At 64.7% G+C, this 15013-nt stretch carries 15 protein-coding genes; 5 read left to right on the top strand and 10 right to left on the bottom strand.

The window, feature by feature from the left end; genetic code table 11:
* The first annotated feature begins 94 nt into the window (after positions 1–94).
* Positions 95–547 carry a homoprotocatechuate degradation operon regulator HpaR gene (hpaR, locus tag D781_RS02730; protein ID WP_015670779.1) on the top strand — a complete coding sequence of 151 codons (453 nt, stop codon included), beginning with the start codon at positions 95–97 and terminating at the stop codon, positions 545–547.
* A 5-nt stretch (positions 548–552) separates the two neighbouring features.
* Here the strand turns inward: hpaR and D781_RS02725 are convergent, their stop codons facing one another.
* From D781_RS02725 to D781_RS02695, 7 genes are all read right to left on the bottom strand, one after another.
* Entirely contained in the window at positions 553–1338 is a 786-nt protein-coding gene (locus D781_RS02725) for an SDR family oxidoreductase (protein ID WP_015670778.1), read from the bottom strand.
* Complete coding sequence (locus tag D781_RS02720) at positions 1335–2135, bottom strand: molybdenum cofactor biosynthesis F family protein (protein WP_015670777.1); 801 nt, start codon at positions 2133–2135, stop codon at positions 1335–1337. The genes D781_RS02725 and D781_RS02720 overlap by 4 nt, the downstream gene beginning before the upstream one ends.
* A gap of 10 nt (positions 2136–2145) precedes the next feature.
* Positions 2146–2928: an SDR family oxidoreductase gene (locus tag D781_RS02715; protein ID WP_015670776.1), complete on the bottom strand. Its 783-nt coding sequence runs from the start codon at positions 2926–2928 to the stop codon at positions 2146–2148.
* Complete coding sequence (locus D781_RS02710; protein WP_015670775.1) at positions 2921–3508, bottom strand: DUF3156 family protein; 588 nt, start codon at positions 3506–3508, stop codon at positions 2921–2923. Before D781_RS02710 ends, D781_RS02715 begins: the two co-directional genes overlap by 8 nt.
* Positions 3483–4976 carry an APC family permease gene (locus tag D781_RS02705; RefSeq protein ID WP_015670774.1) on the bottom strand — a complete coding sequence of 498 codons (1494 nt, stop codon included), beginning with the start codon at positions 4974–4976 and terminating at the stop codon, positions 3483–3485. The genes D781_RS02710 and D781_RS02705 overlap by 26 nt, the downstream gene beginning before the upstream one ends.
* 66 nt (positions 4977–5042) lie before the next feature.
* On the bottom strand, positions 5043–6227 hold the full coding sequence (locus D781_RS02700) for an anaerobic sulfatase maturase (protein ID WP_015670773.1): 1185 nt from the start codon (positions 6225–6227) through the stop codon (positions 5043–5045).
* The gene (locus D781_RS02695) at positions 6224–7930 is read right to left on the bottom strand and encodes an arylsulfatase (protein ID WP_015670772.1); all 1707 of its coding nucleotides are present in this window, start codon (positions 7928–7930) and stop codon (positions 6224–6226) included. Before D781_RS02695 ends, D781_RS02700 begins: the two co-directional genes overlap by 4 nt.
* Positions 7931–8423: 493 nt before the next feature.
* On the opposite strand from D781_RS02695, the gene D781_RS02690 reads away from it, so the two are divergent.
* The 4 genes from D781_RS02690 to D781_RS02675 all read left to right on the top strand — a co-directional run bounded on the left by D781_RS02690 (position 8424) and on the right by D781_RS02675 (position 12306).
* Complete coding sequence (locus D781_RS02690; RefSeq protein ID WP_015670771.1) at positions 8424–9083, top strand: LuxR family transcriptional regulator; 660 nt, start codon at positions 8424–8426, stop codon at positions 9081–9083.
* Positions 9084–9168: 85 nt separating this feature from the next.
* Entirely contained in the window at positions 9169–10362 is a 1194-nt protein-coding gene (locus D781_RS02685; RefSeq protein ID WP_015670770.1) for an MFS transporter, read from the top strand.
* A complete protein-coding gene (locus D781_RS02680) occupies positions 10359–11471 on the top strand; it encodes a class II histone deacetylase (protein ID WP_015670769.1) in 1113 nt (370 codons plus the stop codon). Before D781_RS02685 ends, D781_RS02680 begins: the two co-directional genes overlap by 4 nt.
* Before the next feature lie 28 nt (positions 11472–11499).
* A complete protein-coding gene (locus D781_RS02675) occupies positions 11500–12306 on the top strand; it encodes an alpha/beta hydrolase (RefSeq protein ID WP_015670768.1) in 807 nt (268 codons plus the stop codon).
* Between the two features lie 32 nt (positions 12307–12338).
* On the opposite strand, the gene D781_RS02670 is transcribed toward D781_RS02675, so the two are convergent.
* From D781_RS02670 to D781_RS02660, 3 genes are all read right to left on the bottom strand, one after another.
* Positions 12339–12704 carry a cupin domain-containing protein gene (locus tag D781_RS02670; RefSeq protein ID WP_015670767.1) on the bottom strand — a complete coding sequence of 122 codons (366 nt, stop codon included), beginning with the start codon at positions 12702–12704 and terminating at the stop codon, positions 12339–12341.
* A gap of 27 nt (positions 12705–12731) precedes the next feature.
* A complete protein-coding gene (locus D781_RS02665; RefSeq protein WP_015670766.1) occupies positions 12732–14033 on the bottom strand; it encodes an FAD-binding oxidoreductase in 1302 nt (433 codons plus the stop codon).
* Positions 14034–14131: 98 nt separating this feature from the next.
* Entirely contained in the window at positions 14132–14893 is a 762-nt protein-coding gene (locus D781_RS02660; RefSeq protein ID WP_015670765.1) for a LuxR family transcriptional regulator, read from the bottom strand.
* Positions 14894–15013 lie beyond the last annotated feature (120 nt).

Raw genomic sequence — 15013 nt, 5'->3', positions numbered from 1 at the left:
CCAAATATGGCTACTATTAAGTTATTAATAAAAGACAAGCGGCCGGCGCCAGCACGCCGGATGCGCCAACACCTTGATAGCAAAGGCCAGACATATGCATGAATCCCTTACCATTGCCCTGTTGCAGGCGCGCGAAACCGCCATGGGCTTCTTCCGCCCGATTCTGAAAAGCCACAACCTGACCGAGCAGCAGTGGCGCATCATCCGCGTGCTGGCCGACCAGCGCTCCATCGAATTCCATGAGCTGGCGGCGCAGACCTGCATCCTGCGCCCCAGCCTGACCGGCATTCTGTCGCGCATGGAACGTGACAAGCTGATCTTCCGCCTGAAGCCGGTTAACGATCAGCGCAAGCTGTACGTCTCGCTGACTCAGCAGGGCCAGGAGCTGTACGAAGTGGCGCGCCACCAGGTCGAACAGGGCTACGGTGAGATTGAAGCGGCGTTCTCGCCAGAGAAAATGCAGCAGCTGATGACGCTGCTGGATGAGCTGATCACCCTCGGCGAGCAGCAGCCCGTCAGCCTGACTGCGCAGCCCGCCAAGAAGTAACGGCCTCAGGAGGCGGGCAGTTGGGCCTCCGGCAGCAGCGCGCCGCCGTCCACCACCAGCGTCTGGCCGGTGATATACCCCGCCGCCGCCGAGGCGAGAAACACCATCGCCGCGGCGATATCTTCCGGCTCCCCCAGCCGGCCGAGCGGCACCGCGCCGCCGATCGCCTGATTGAGTGAAGCATCCCCCAGGTTCGCCATCGCCGGCGTGCGGATCATGCCCGGCTCCACGCCGTTGACCGTAATGCCGTACGGTGCCAGCTCCAGCGCGGCGGCGCGGATAAAGCCATTCACCCCGGCCTTGGAGGCGGCATAGTGCGCCAGCCCGGGATAGGCCACCTTCGGCCCGGTCACCGACGAGGTCACCAGAATGCGCCCGCCGCCCTGGCGGCGCATCCACGGCAGCGCCGCCTGCGCCAGATGAAACGGCGCCATCAGGTTGACGCTGAGGGTGCGCTGCAGCAGCGCGCGGTCAATCTCGGCAAACGGCGTCAGCGGAAAATAGGCGGCGTTGTGCACCACCACGTCCAGCCGCCCGCAGCGCTGCGTCACCTGCTCCACCAGCAGCGCAATCTGCGCCGCGTCGGACAGATCGCACGCCAGCGCCTGCGCCGAACCGCCCTGCGCCGTCAGCTGCTCCGCCGCCTGGCGCGCCTTATCATGCTGGAGATCGGCCAGCACCACCGTGGCCCCCAGCCGGGCAAAGGCGCCGGCGATCGCCAGCCCGATGCCCTGCGCGCCGCCGGTCACCAGCACCACCTGGCCGCGGAACGCCTCCGCGGCGAAGGTCATGCCCCGCTCCGCGGATGACGGGTGGTGTTCAGCACCTGCGCGTGCGCGCCCACGGCGAAATTACTCAGCGCGCTGAAGTCGCTGCCCTGATAGCCGAGGATCTTGCCGTCGGTGCGCAGGGCCTGCAGATCGATCATCACCACGCCGAGGGTCGGAATGATCTTCTCGCGCCAGACAAACAGGTACAGCTGCTCCGCCACCTTGACGTAGTGGCAGCGGTCAACGTCCGCCAGCCCTTTTTCCACCCCGTCCAGGCACTGCCAGGCGTAGAAATTGTCGTTCAGGTAGATATGTTCGTAGCGCTCGGTGGGGCTGTAGGTGTACATATTGCGCATGCCGATCAGCTCGTCGGTAAACGCCGGCAGCGGCGCAGCGTTATCCGCCAGCCGGCCAAAGCGGAACTCGGCCGTCACCGCGGTCAGCGGCAGCCCCTGCTCCACCCGGCTGAAGGCGTCCAGCCGCGCCTGCGCCTCATCCGGCAGTTGGCCGTACACCGCGGTAAAATTGCCCTGCGCCTGGTTACAGACCAGCGTAATGCTGGCGTTGGCGCGCTGCGGATCGAGGAAATCGACAAACAGCACGCCGGGGCGCAGCGCGGTGGCGCGATAGTCCGCCGGCTGTCCGCGCCAGTGCAGCGTCTGCCCGTCGACAAAGCACACCTCAAGGCGCTCGCCGTCGCTGAAGTACAGGCTCAGCGTCTGCCCGACCAAATCGTCCTGCCCGCGCAGGGTATGGCTGTCGGGGGCAAAGCCCTCCGCCAGCGCGCCAACCTGAATAAACACCGCTTCTGAACTCATAGGTCGCTCCTTATAGGGAAGTAAAAGCCAGGGTTGGAACATCCACCGCGCCGGCGCCGCCGTCGGCCACCAGCGTAGCGCCGGTGATGATCGACGCCTGCGGTGAACAGAGAAACCGGCACGCCTCGGCGATCTCTGCCGGGCTGGCCGGCCGCCGCAGCGGCACGTCGCGGCAGACCTCGCGGTAGGCCTGCTCCAGCGTCCAGCCATGCGCCGCCATCAGCGGCTGCATCTCGTCATCGGCCATCGGCGTGGTCACCCAGCCGGGGCAGATGGCGTTGGCGCGCACCCCGAGCGGGCCGTAATCACGCGCGACGGAGCGCATCAGGCCGATCAGCCCGTGCTTGGCGGTCACGTAGCCGCACGCCGCCGGGCCGGCGGCCAGCGAGGCGATCGACGCCACCAGCAGCAGGTTGCCGCCGCTGTTCACCAACGCCGGCAGGCAGGCGCGCACGCTGGCGAAGGCGCTGTTGAGGTTGCTGTCCAGCGCCTGCCGCCACTCGGCGTCCGTCATATCGCCCAGCGCCCCCAGCCCCATGCCGCCGGCGCTGGCAATCAGGCAGTCGATGCGCCCGGCCTGGCGCATAATCTGCGGCAACAGCGCGTCGCGCCAGCTGTCGCCGCTGGCGGCATCGCCCACCAGCGGCGTTGCGCCTGTCTCCGCCGCCAGCGCCTGCAGCGGCGCGGCGCGACGGCCGATAATAAACACCCGATCGCCCTGCCCGGCCAGCAGCCGGGCGCAGGCGGCGCCGATGCCGGTGCCGCCGCCGGTAATCACCACGCTTCTAGTCATTCATTTTCTCCATCAGTTGCGCCACCATCAGACAGGCGCTGAGCAGCAGACAGCGCTGCGCCGCGGTCAGGCGCAGATAGCGCCGCCCCGGCGGCAGGCGGCTGACCACCTCGCAGGCGGCAAAATGTTCGATGCTGAACTGCCAGCGCCCTGCCGCCAGCGTCAGCTGCGCATGGCGGAAATCCAGCTGCGCCAGCGTTGCGCCAATCTGCGGATAACGCGCCAGCCAGTCCGTGATCCGCCGCGCGGCGGCCTTATCGCCCACGGTGCGGTAGCGCACGCCGCGGCGCCGCAGCCAGCCGGCGCCGCGCACCGTCAGCCGGACGCTGCCGGTCAGCGAGGTGTCGCCGCCCAGGCAGAAGCAGTGGCTGACGATATGCGCCAGAAACAGCGCCTGCGGCCGCTCGCTGACCTCCAGCACCGGCCCCTGCGGCAGCGTCAGGCGTAAACGCCCGGCGGACAGCCGCTCGCAGTCATACGGGCGCAGGTCCGCCTGTAGCCGCTCAAGCGCGCCGCCGGCGCGATAGCCGGCCGGCTCATGTCGCCAGAGGCGCTCAGCCGAGGGAGGTAAGGCGATCAAACGGCACCTCCTCGCGCTCGGATTTGTCCAGCGCCTGCGTCAGCACCTGCTCCACCGGCACCGGCTTAAACGGGTTGACCCGCTGCACGCACAGCGTCCAGAACAGGGCGTAGGCGGCGGTCAGGCCGATCATGATGCCGAACGGGATATACACCGCGCTGCGCGGCATGCCCGGCGGCGTGATATAGATAATCGCCAGCACGATGCCGATGCTGGACACAATCTGCGGCAGCGGGAACAGCGGCGACTTATAGGCGCGCGGCAGATCCGGCCGCCGGATGCGCAGCAGCACCACGGACAGCGTTACCAGCAGGTAGGCCACGCCCCAGGCGCACACCGCCGCCAGCACCATCGGGATGATGCGATCGAGATCGCCCTGAATGGCGAAGGCGTGCACGCAGGGGATCAGCACCGCCACGGCAATGCCGACCACCGGCGTTTTAAAGCGCGGGTGCAGGTAGGAGAAGGCCTTCGGCAGTGCGCCGTCCAGCACCATGCCGTACAGAATGCGCGGCACCGCGGCCATCAGCGTATTGATGGTCGCCGCGCCGGCCAGCAGCAGGCCGATGCCCAGCCAGTATTTGCCGAACTCGCCCATCACCTGGCCGGCGAACGCCGGGATCGCCATCGGCGTATCCAGCAGGCGTACATGATGCTCGGCGTCGACCACCACGTTCTCCACCTGGTGGCTGAGCGCCGCGCCGTACAGCGCCATGCAGGCGGCGACGCCGCACAGCCCCAGCGCCATGGCGCGCGGGATCACCCAGGCCGAGCGTTTGATCTCCGGTGCCATCGGCGTTACCAGTTCACAGCCGACAAACATAAACATCGCCATCCCCACCAGGCTGAACACCGCAAAGGGATCGCTGACGTCCAGCGCGCTGCCGAACCAGCCGGGCAGCGCCACCGCCGGCGGCGACAGCAGGCCGGCGATGCCGAAAATCACCAGCGTGCTCCACATGCCGAAGGTCAGTACGATCTCCGCCTTGCCGAACGCCTCAATGCCGAACGCGTTCAGCAGGCCGAAAATCACCACCAGCCCGACGCCGACCATCCACGAGGCGTTGTGGCTGGCGGCCAGGGTATTGAGATGCTCAAAGTTCACCAGCGCCATAATACCGGCCAGAATGGTCTCCGCCGTGCCGGCGAAGATATGCACGATCAGATAGGCGGACAGCGCGCCGGTGATGGCGAAGAAGCGCCCCATGCCGCAGGAGATGTAGTCATACACCGAACCGGTGGTCGGCAATATCGCCGCCGCCTCGGCAAAGGTGGTGAGCTGCGCCTGCATCATCACAAAGGCGATCAGCATCGCCAGCGCAAAGGTATCGCCGCCGATGCCGAAACCGCTGGTTACGGTCAGGATCACCGGGCTGGCCATAATCACGCCGACCGAACTGGCCAGCGTGGTGGGGAAGCCCACCTTGCCTCGTTCAAGGTGGGCGGAAAGGCGCGACGACAGGTTCATCGGAATCTCCTCTGCGGGTTGGCTTAACGCACTATAGAGAGGAAAGGAAAACGCTGACTATCGTCCTTATGGATGAGATGACGCAGGCTGTGCGCTGCGCCACAGCGCCAGGCCGCCGGCGTCGCGCGGATAGCGCCGCAGCGGGGCCAGCACCTCGGAGAAAAAGGCGTAGTAGCCGGCGCACAGCCGGTTGTAGCCGTCCCGCCCCAGATGCGCCGGACAGCCGCCCTGACAGACCATCTTCACGCTGCAGCGCTGACACTCGCGCCGGACGCTTTTCCGGCGGCCGAAAGGCAGCGCGCGGGCGGCGTCGGCCAGCGCCGCCAGTTCGTCGCCGGCGTTAAAGCGCCCCAGACGGTGGGCGTCATCGATCAGATGATCGCAGGCGTAGACGCCGCCGTCCTGCTCCATCACCAGATTGCCGCCACAGCGCGCCGCATGCACGCAGTCGGGGCTGACCTGGGTGAAATACTGGGCGTAGACGTGCTCGATATTCATGACAAAGACCCGCCCCAGGTCGCCGCGCTGCCGCCAGCGGCGGTAGATATCGCGCATAAAGCGCCCCCAGTTGGCCGCGCTGAGGCGGTAGCCGCCCGCCGGCGCGTCGCCCTCCAGCATCAGCGGCTGAAACTGCAGAAAGCGCGCGCCCAGCGCCGTCAGCTGGTCATACAGCGCCGCGGCGCCGTCGGCGACGCCGTCATGCACCACCACCAGCAGATTAAACGCGACCCGGTGCTGCTGCAGCAGCGTGATGCCGCGCAGCGCGGCGTCATAGCTACCGTTGCCGCGTCGGTCCGGGCGATGGGCGTCCTGCGTCTGGCGATCGCCGTCCAGGCTGACGCCGATAATAAAATCATGCTCGCTGAACAGCCGGCACCAGGCGTCGGTCAGCAGCGTGCCGTTAGTCTGCAGGCTGTTGCTGATGGTCACGCCCGGCGGCGCATAGCGGCGCTGCAGCGCCAGCGCCCGCTTGTAGAAGCCGATGCCCGCCAGCAGCGGTTCGCCCCCCTGCCAGACAAAGTTGATCTCCCGGCTGTAGCGCGGCTGGGCGGCGATATAGCGACGAATAAACGCCTCCAGCAGCGCATCGTCCATCGGCCTTGGCCGCTCGCCGCGCTGCGGGTAGTAGCAGTAGCGGCAGGCCAGGTTGCAGCCGGCGCCGACCGGTTTAACCAGCAGATGGAACGGCGCCGCGGCGCGGGCCGGGTCGCTGAGCGGAATTTGTCGCGCCCGCAGCGCGTCGATATTCATTGCGCCTCCGCCAGCGGTCGGCGGGTAGCCGGGTCGATGCCGATATAATGGCCGTCCGCATCCACCCCGAGGTAATCCACCATCTTCCCGTGCGCCTCAATCACCATCCCCTGACGGGCAAAGCGCTGATAGGCCGCGCTGAGACGCTTGACGATCTCCGGGTGCGCGGCGGCCAGGTCGCGGGTTTCCAGCGGGTCATCGCGCAGGTTGAACAGCCCCCAGGGGGCATCGGCGGCCTGCGGGCCGTTTTTCACCAACCGGCGCAGTTTCCAGTCGCCGTCGACGTAGGCCGCCTGATTATGCAGCTCCACCGCGTAGCTGAATCGCGGCGCCGCCTTGGCCTCTCCGCTGAAATAGCGTTTGAAGCTGACGCCGACCATCGGCAGTGGCTTCTGCGCCCGCAGCGGTTTGGCGGCGTCAATGCCGGCAAACTCGTACAGCGTCGGCGCTATGTCGTATATCGCCATCGGCGTGCGGTCGATGGCGCCATGCTGCCTGAGCTGCGGGGCGGCGATAATAAAGTCGGTATTGATGCCGCCCTGCCCGCTGGTGGTTTTATGGTAGTTGGCGTACGGCGCGTTGCTGACGTTGGCCCAGTGCGGGCCATACGCCACAAACGAGCCTTTACGGCCGATATTGGCGTAGCCGTTGTCAAACTGACGCCAATAGTCATCCTGCGAGCCGTAATAGAACCCCTGCGCCGGATTGGCGCCATTATCGGTCAGGAACAGCACGATGGTGTTCTTATCGCGCCCGGTCTGCTTCAGGGTCTGCATCACTTTGCCGATCTGCGCGTCCATATTGGCGATCATCGCCGCATACACCTGCATGGTTTTCGCCGCGTACTTCTGTTGCTGCGGCGTCATCGCCTGCCATTCCTTCTCCAGCGCCAGCGACGGCAGCGGCGTGTTGTCGCCGATGATGCCCAGCGCTTTCAGCCGCTTGATGCGCTGCTGGTAAATCGCCTGATAGCCAGCGTCGTATTTGCCGTCAAACCGGGCGATCCAGTCATCCGGCGCCTGCAGCGGATCGTGCGGCGCGGTGAATGCCAGGTAGGCGAAAATGGGCTGCTCCTGCGGCGTCTCGTCGATCCACTGCGTCAGCTGACGCGCATAGGCCTCGCTGGAGTAGAAATCCGCCGGCAGCGCCACCCGTTTGCCGTTCAGGGTATAGAAGGTGTGGAACGCCTCCACGGTGCCGAGCGGCTTCGCATCGTTAAAATGGCTGGCCCCGCCGCCCATAAAGGCGAAGGCGCGTTCAAAGCCGCGATCGGTCGGCCGCGCGCCGTCGGTGTAGCCCAGGTGCCACTTCCCCGCCATCATGGTGGCATAGCCGGCATCGCGGAAACGCTCCGGCAGGGTGACGACCCGGTCGGTCAGGCGCATCTCATAGCCCGGACGCGCAATGGTGTTCTCATACCACCACATGCCGCCCATGCCCGCCTGCTGGTTGGTGTTGCCGGTCATCAGCATCGAACGCGCCGGCGCCGACATCGGCGAGGTATAAAACTGGCTCATGCGTACGCCCTGCTCGGCCAGCGCCTGCAGATTGGGCGTCGGGATCTCGCCGCCAAACGGCGTGATATCGGAATAGCCCATATCGTCCGCCACAATAATCAACACGTTGGGCCGCTCGCCCGGCGCGCCGTGCGCCAGGCCGGACACCACGCTGCCCAGCGCCACCGCCACCACGTTTCTTTTCATCGCTATCCCCTTCTGAGCCATCATCATTTTTTCTTCTTAACGGCCTGCGGCACATAGCCGGTATACTTTTTCATCAACCGTAATTTTCGAGTGTAGAAAGCAAAAGAAATTTTTGGCTATCGTTCTTAAGGATGAGGGCAATGCGGCGCTGTCGGCCGCGGCGACGTCACGCGGCTCGTCGCGCACCGGCGGGCGGCCAGGGGAAAATCAGATGAAAATTCAGAGAACAAGCGGCAGAAAGCTTTATTAATGTTTTAATAAAAAGCCAGAAAAACCGCGCAAAAAAAGTGACAAATATCGCTCTGGCGCGTTGTTATTTATGTAGTTTATTGCAAGCCACCTCACGTTGTTAATATGTTTTTATTGTGTTGCGTAATTGCGACAACTATGCTGTTATCGTTCATATATTAAGCTATTCCCAACACGCACAACAGTGCCCGCAGCCCGGCCAGCGCGCCGGTGACCGAGGGCGATAAAGGGAGGGCAGGACATTATGCAGACACCATCAGGGCCCGCGGCTAACCATGCCTTTATTGCCAGCTGCCTGAACACCATCGCGCATCTTATTCCCGTTTCCGCCGGCGTGTTTTATTTGGTGAATAACCAGTTAAAACCCGAACATTATATTTTGCAGGGTATTTCCGCCAATACGCACCGGCAATATCTGGCGGACTTCCAGGATATTGATCCGATGAAACCCGCCAACTTTCATCAGCAGGATATTACCATGGTAAATATGACGCCGGCGGCAATCGCCAATAACCGCCAGTATTACCATGATTTTATGCTGCCGAATAATATGCGCGATATGACCGAGATCTTTATTCGCCAGCGCAGGCGCATCGTCGCCGGGGTATCGCTGATCCGCGATACGCCGTTTACCGCGCTGGAGCGCGGCCGGCTGCACGCGGTGCTGCCGCTGATTGAGCTGGCGACGCGCGACCTGCTGCCGGAGGGGGAAGCGCAGCTGCTGACTGCCAAAGAGCAGGAAATCGTCAATCTGGTGCGCGAAGGCGCCAGCAATAAACGTATTGCCTTAAAGCTGGGTATTTCCCTCTCCACGGTAAAAACCCATATGCGCAATATATTTTCTAAAACCGCAGTGGTAAACCGCACCGAATTGGTTTCCAGCGGATTTATCGCCCAGGGATAATCGTTCCTGCCGCCGCTCATGCGGCGGAATATATAGTCGTTAAGCACGTCAGTCATTATTAATCGCCAGCCAGAAGGATATATTGATGTCCAGCGATGCCTTTTCCGCGCCTGCCCAGCGGGCGGCACAGCCCTGCCCGCCGCTGCTGCTGACCGCCATTATCGTTTTCGCCGCCATTGCGCCCGGCGTGCTGATGACCGCGCCGGCGATCGCCGCGCAGCTGGCCGGCGAGTGGCGCCTGACGCCGACGCAGATCGGCCGGCTGTTCGCCGGTGAACTGGGGGCGATGAGCCTCGCCACGCTGCCGGCCTGGTGGTGGATGAGCCGCATCAGCTGGCGGCGGGTCGCCTGGCTGGCGGCCGGCGTCTTTATGCTGGGCAATCTGGCCTCGGCGCTGGTCAGCGACTTCGGCCAGCTGCTGGCGCTGCGCATTGTCGCCTCGCTGGCGGGCGGCACGCTGATGATCCTGTGCATCACCTGCGCCGCCGGCGTCAGCAACGCCAGCCGGGTTTACGCCTGCTGGGTGCTCGGCCAGCTGGCGCTGGGGGCGATCGGCCTGCTGGCGCTGCCGCCGCTGTTCGCCCACTACGGCCTGATGGCGGTCTACCTGCTGCTGGCGGCGCTGATGCTGTGCTGTCTGCCGCTGATCGCCGCCTTCCCCGACGGCTACCGGCCGGCGCCGCAGCACACCGCGCAGCGCCCGCCCGCCTCCCTGACGCGTAAGCTGTGCGCCGCGCTGGCGGTGCTGTGTTTTTATATCAGCCTGAGCGCGGTCTGGACCTTTATCGGCAATATCGGCGCCGCCGCCGGGCTGTCGGCAGTGCACGGCGGCCAGGTGCTGGCGATCGCCACGCTGTTCGGCATCGTCGGCGCCAGCGTTGCGGCGCTGACCGGCGCCCGCCGTCACCGGCAGCGGCTGATGGTCTTCGGCTACCTGCTGCTGTTGACCAGCATTGCGCTGCTGTACGCCACGCCGCAGCTGGCGCGCTTTGCCGCCGCGGCGCTGCTGTTCAAATTCACCTGGACCTTCGTGCTGCCGTTTGTGCTGGCGGCCGTCGCCGGGCTGGATAACGACGGCAAACTGATGAACAGCATCAACCTGACCATCGGCGGCGGTATGGCCATCGGCCCGCTGCTGGCCGGCTATCTGCTGCAATTTTTCGGCGGCTTCGGCGCGCTGCTCGGCGGTGCGCTAGGCTGCGCGCTGCTGTCGCTGCTGCTGATTTCGCTGGCATCCCCCGCGCCGCGCGCGCCATTTAACCAGGAGTCTGCAACGTGAAAAGAAACACCGGCTTTTTCTTCGATGAACGCTGTTTCTGGCACAGCACCGGGCTGCACGCCACCACGCTGCCGGTCGGCGGCTGGGTGCAGCCGCCCGCCGGCGCCAGCCATGCCGAATCGCCGGAAACCAAAAGGCGGATGAAAAACCTGATGGACGTCTCCGGCCTGTCGCGCCGGCTGCAGCTGCGCAGCGCCGAACTGGCGGACGAGCAGGATCTGCAGCGCATTCACCCGCCCCACTACCTGCAGCGCTTCAAGCAGCTGAGCGACAACGGCGGCGGCCTGCTGGGCGAGGAAGCGCCGCTCGGCCCGGGCAGCTATGAAATCGCCAAACTGTCCGCCGGCCTGGCCTGCAGCGCGCTGGAGGCGGTGCTGCGCGGCGAACTCGACAACGCCTATTCGCTGTCGCGCCCGCCGGGCCACCACTGCCTGCCGGAGCAGTCGATGGGCTTTTGCTTTCTGGCCAATATTCCCATCGCCATTGAACGCGCCAAACAGCGCTGCGGCCTCGGCCGGGTGGCGGTGATTGACTGGGACGTGCACCACGGCAACGGCACCCAGCATATCTACTGGCGGCGCGACGACGTGCTGACCATTTCACTGCATCAGGACGGCTGTTTCCCCGCCGGCTATGCCGGTGAGCAGGACCGCGGCGCCGACGCCGGGCTGGGCTATAACATCAATATTCCGCTGCTGGCCGGGGCCGGCGACGACAGCTATCTGTACGCCATGCAGCGCATCGTCCTGCCGGCGCTGGCGCAGTTCCGCCCGGAGGCGATCGTTATCGCCTGCGGCTACGACGCCAACGCGATGGATCCGCTGGCGCGCATGCAGCTGCACAGCGACAGCTTCCGCGCCATGACCGCGCTGGTGCAGGAGGCCGCCGATCGGCTGTGCGGCGGTAAACTGCTGCTGGTGCATGAGGGCGGCTACGCCGAATCCTACGTGCCGTTTTGCGGGCTGGCGGTGATGGAACAGCTGAGCGGCATTCGCACCGAGGTGCAGGACCCGCTGCTGGCCTTTATCCGCCAGCAGCAGCCGCGCGCGGCGTTCAACCGCTTCCAGCGTGAGGCCCTCGACCAGCTGGCGCGACAGTTCGACCTATAATCAGGGGGAATGCTAACGAGGGGATGATATGTCGCAACAACAGATCAGCATTATCACAGGGCAGCGCGGCGATATCGCGCTGCACGACTGGCATCATGACGCACCGCGCTTTCTGGCGCTGCTGGTGCACGGCTACGGCGAGCATCTGGGGCGTTACCAGCACGTCGCGCGCACCCTGCAGGATCTGGGCGCCCGCGTCTTCGGCCCGGACCATCTCGGTCACGGGCGGTCGCAGGGCGAACGGGTGCTGATTGAGGACTATGAGGCGGTGGTCGACGACGTACAGCTGGCCGTCGCGCAGATCCGCCGTCAGCATCCCGACCTGCCGCTGGTGGTGATCGGCCACTCGATGGGCGGCATGATCGCCACGCGCTACGTGCAGCGCTTCGGCGACGGGGTGCGGGCGCTGGTGCTGTCCGGCCCGCTGCTGGGGGAACACACCGCCATCGGCGATCTGCAGGATCTGGAGACCATTCCCGACACGCCGCTGGACGTCAGCACCCTGTCGCGCGACCCGGCGGTCGGCGCCGCCTATCAGGCCGACCCGCTGGTGTGGCACGGGCCGTTTAAACGCCCGACGCTGCAGGCGATCCGACGGATACTGGCAACCATCGACGCCGGGCCGGGCTTCGGCGCGCTGCCGACGCTGTGGCTGCACGGCGGAGACGATCGGCTGGTGTTAAGCGAGGAGAGCCGCACCACCCTCGAACGGCTGCGCGGCAGCGATTTTCACGCCGAGATCCTGCCCGGCGCCCGCCATGAGATTTTTAATGAGATCGATAAAGATCGGACCTTGCAGCACGTCAGCGCGTTTATCGAACGCGTCCTGCGCTAGAAAAGCAGCCGGCCCCGCAAGGGGCCGGTCTGTCAGCCGTTCACCACCGCCAGGTAGTGCTTCACAAAGCGGTCGGAGGTGATGTCCCAGCGCACCCTGGCGCCCTTGGGGGCAAACCAGGCGTCGCCGGCCTGATACTGTACCGCCTCGCCGCTGGCTTCATCGGTCAGCGTCACCGTGCCTTCCCACACCGTCGCATGTTCGGCAAACGGATACTCCATCACAAAGCTGCCGCGGGTGCAGCTGAACACGCCGCAGCTCAGGTTGTCGTCCGGCGCGCCGTGGATCATCGCCACGCTGACCGTCGGTTCGCCGGCAATCACCGTCGCCCCCAGGTTGCTGACGCTGCCGATCGCCGTCAGCGCCGGTAATGGCTGTTTAAGCAGGAGTGGTTTCATCTTGGTTTCCTCTGGTTAAGTTAACGGTTAACGGCGTCCCTTCCAGTAGCCGGACGTCTGGTGCCACACTTTGCCGGCGGTGGTCATCACCCGCCGCAGTTTGTCCTTGCCGAAGATATTCACGTGCGGAATTGAGCTCATCAGCTCATAGCGCTCGGAACCTTCCGCCATGCCCTCCGCCAGTACCTTGCAGACGATATGGCTGGGGGTGACGCCGAAGCCGGAATAGCCCTGCACGTAAAACACGTTGTCATGCGCCGGCAGCGTGCCGATCTGCGGGAACAGATTGGCGCTGCAGCACAGCGGCCCGCCCCACGCCAGATCGATCTTCACATCATGCAGGTACGGGAACACCTTCAGCATCAGGTTGCGGTTCCAGGCTTTCAGATCGGCGGGAATATACTCCAGCAGCCGCGTGGCGCTGCCGAACAGCAGGCGGTTCTCATTGGTCACCCGGTAGTAGTCGATCACCGGGCGGATATCGCTGTAAGCGCCGCGGATCGGGCTAATCCGACGGATCAGCGCCTCCGGCAGTGGTTCGGTCGCCAGCTGAAACGCGTAGGTATTGATGGTTTTGCGGTGGATGGCCGGCTCCAGGCCGTTGAGAAAGCCGTTGCAGGCCCACAGCATTTTGTTGGCGCGCACCGAACCCATCGCGGTGCGCACCCGGATGCGCGGACCGTACTCCACCTCCAGCACGCTGCTGTTTTCAAAGATCTTCACGCCGTAGTCGCCCAGCGCCTTGGCCTCTCCCAGCAGCAGGTTCAGCGAATGCACATGGCCGCCGCCCATATGTTTGAGCGCGCAGGTGTAGCTGTCGGAACCGACCACCTGTTTCACCTCCGCGCCGGTGTACAGCTCAATCTCTTCGTCCGGCGCCACCGCCTGAAACTCCTTCAGCCAGGCGCGCAGCGTTTTCTCCTGGCGCGCATTGCTGCCCAGGTAGCCGTAGCCGAAGCAGAAGTCGGCGTCGATGGCGTATTTGCTGATGCGTTCGCGGATGATGCCGGCGCCCAGATTGCTGATACGGAAAATGGTTTCCAGCCCCTGCGGGCCGACGTGGCGTTTGATCTTCTCCAGATCGTGGCCGATGCCGGCCATCACCTGCCCGCCGTTGCGGCCGGTGCCGCCGTAGCCGAGGTGGCGCCCTTCCAGAATGGCGATATTGGTGATGCCTTTTTCCGCCAGCTCCAGCGCGGTGTTGATGCCGGAAAAGCCGCCGCCGACGATCACCACGTCAACGTCCAGATCCTCTTCCAGCGCCGGATAGCGCAGATCGTATTTTTTGGTCGCCGCGTAGTAGGTTAACGATTCAATATTGCTGTTCACTGCCGCTCTCCCCAGATCCAGACTCTGACTGCGGATTATCCGCAGGCGGCGGCGGAGCGGCCATGTCCCTTTAGGGATATTTTAACTATTTTTTAACATCATGCGCTGCGCGGCAGCGCGTGACCGAGCAGCAGGCTGAACAACTCCGCCTGCGAGCCGATCCCCAGTTTGCCGTAGATGTTTTTACGGTGGTTTTTCACCGTGCCAAGGCTGATAAACAGCCCGGCGGCAATCTGTGGCGATCCCTGCCCGGCCAGAATCAAATCGACAATTTCACGCTCGCGTGGGGTCAGCATGGCGCGCGCCGCCGCACCGCGGTCGCACGGCGCGGCCGGGGCGGCGTCCGCTTCCCCTGCCGCGTCGCAGTGCAGTCGCGCCACGCTGCGCACCAGCATCAGCGCATCGTGCAGCGTCTCCTGCTGCGGCTGACGCAGCGCCACCGTACGCTGCGAAGCGCCGAAAAACACCCCCAGCCGGCGCTGCGGCGTCAGCTGCAGCACCACGCCTGCCTCGTCGCGCCAGCCGGTTTTACGGTAAAAATTGCGGTAGTAGTCGCTGTGATAGAAGCCGCGCGGGGCCAGCTGGCGCAGGGTAAAAACATCTCCCTGCCGCCCGTCGTTCAGCGCGTGATAAAACGGGTCCTGCAGATAGGCGCCCTGCTGATACAGCGCGTTTACCCGGTCGCTGTTCTCCTTTTCCGCCTTCAGCAGACAGCGCGGCGGCCGATCCTGTTCAAAGGCGTATACGATGGCGTTATCAAAGGCGAAGAAGCGCTCCAGGTAGGCCAGCAGGTGCGGATAGAAGTGGCGGGTCGCCACGGCGTCAATCACCGTCGTCAGTCTGGCAAGCTGAATATCCATCCGGGCCTCCGAGCATTAACAGGTTAACAATCTGCGCCGGGCGCGGCCCGCAGATCGGCGGGCGGCCGGAAAGTAATAAAAAGCATCTCACTGTCTGAAATGCAAGCCGGCAAGCGCCGG

The organism is Serratia sp. FGI94, assembly GCF_000330865.1.
Taxonomy (GTDB): Bacteria; Pseudomonadota; Gammaproteobacteria; order Enterobacterales; family Enterobacteriaceae; genus Serratia_B; species Serratia_B rubidaea.
Note: the sequence above shows the minus strand (reverse complement) of the source record. Positions and strands in the feature narration are given on the sequence as shown.

Coding starts and splice junctions, on each gene's coding strand:
- D781_RS02705 (WP_015670774.1), bottom strand. CDS start 4,976: ATGAACCTGTCGTCGCGCCTTTCCGCCCACCTTGAACGAGGCAAGGTG.
- D781_RS02700 (WP_015670773.1), bottom strand. CDS start 6,227: ATGAATATCGACGCGCTGCGGGCGCGACAAATTCCGCTCAGCGACCCG.
- D781_RS02670 (WP_015670767.1), bottom strand. CDS start 12,704: ATGAAACCACTCCTGCTTAAACAGCCATTACCGGCGCTGACGGCGATC.
- D781_RS02690 (WP_015670771.1), top strand. CDS start 8,424: ATGCAGACACCATCAGGGCCCGCGGCTAACCATGCCTTTATTGCCAGC.
- D781_RS02660 (WP_015670765.1), bottom strand. CDS start 14,893: ATGGATATTCAGCTTGCCAGACTGACGACGGTGATTGACGCCGTGGCG.
- D781_RS02675 (WP_015670768.1), top strand. CDS start 11,500: ATGTCGCAACAACAGATCAGCATTATCACAGGGCAGCGCGGCGATATC.
- D781_RS02720 (WP_015670777.1), bottom strand. CDS start 2,135: ATGAGTTCAGAAGCGGTGTTTATTCAGGTTGGCGCGCTGGCGGAGGGC.
- D781_RS02695 (WP_015670772.1), bottom strand. CDS start 7,930: ATGAAAAGAAACGTGGTGGCGGTGGCGCTGGGCAGCGTGGTGTCCGGC.
- D781_RS02725 (WP_015670778.1), bottom strand. CDS start 1,338: ATGACCTTCGCCGCGGAGGCGTTCCGCGGCCAGGTGGTGCTGGTGACC.
- D781_RS02715 (WP_015670776.1), bottom strand. CDS start 2,928: ATGACTAGAAGCGTGGTGATTACCGGCGGCGGCACCGGCATCGGCGCC.
- hpaR (WP_015670779.1), top strand. CDS start 95: ATGCATGAATCCCTTACCATTGCCCTGTTGCAGGCGCGCGAAACCGCC.
- D781_RS02685 (WP_015670770.1), top strand. CDS start 9,169: ATGTCCAGCGATGCCTTTTCCGCGCCTGCCCAGCGGGCGGCACAGCCC.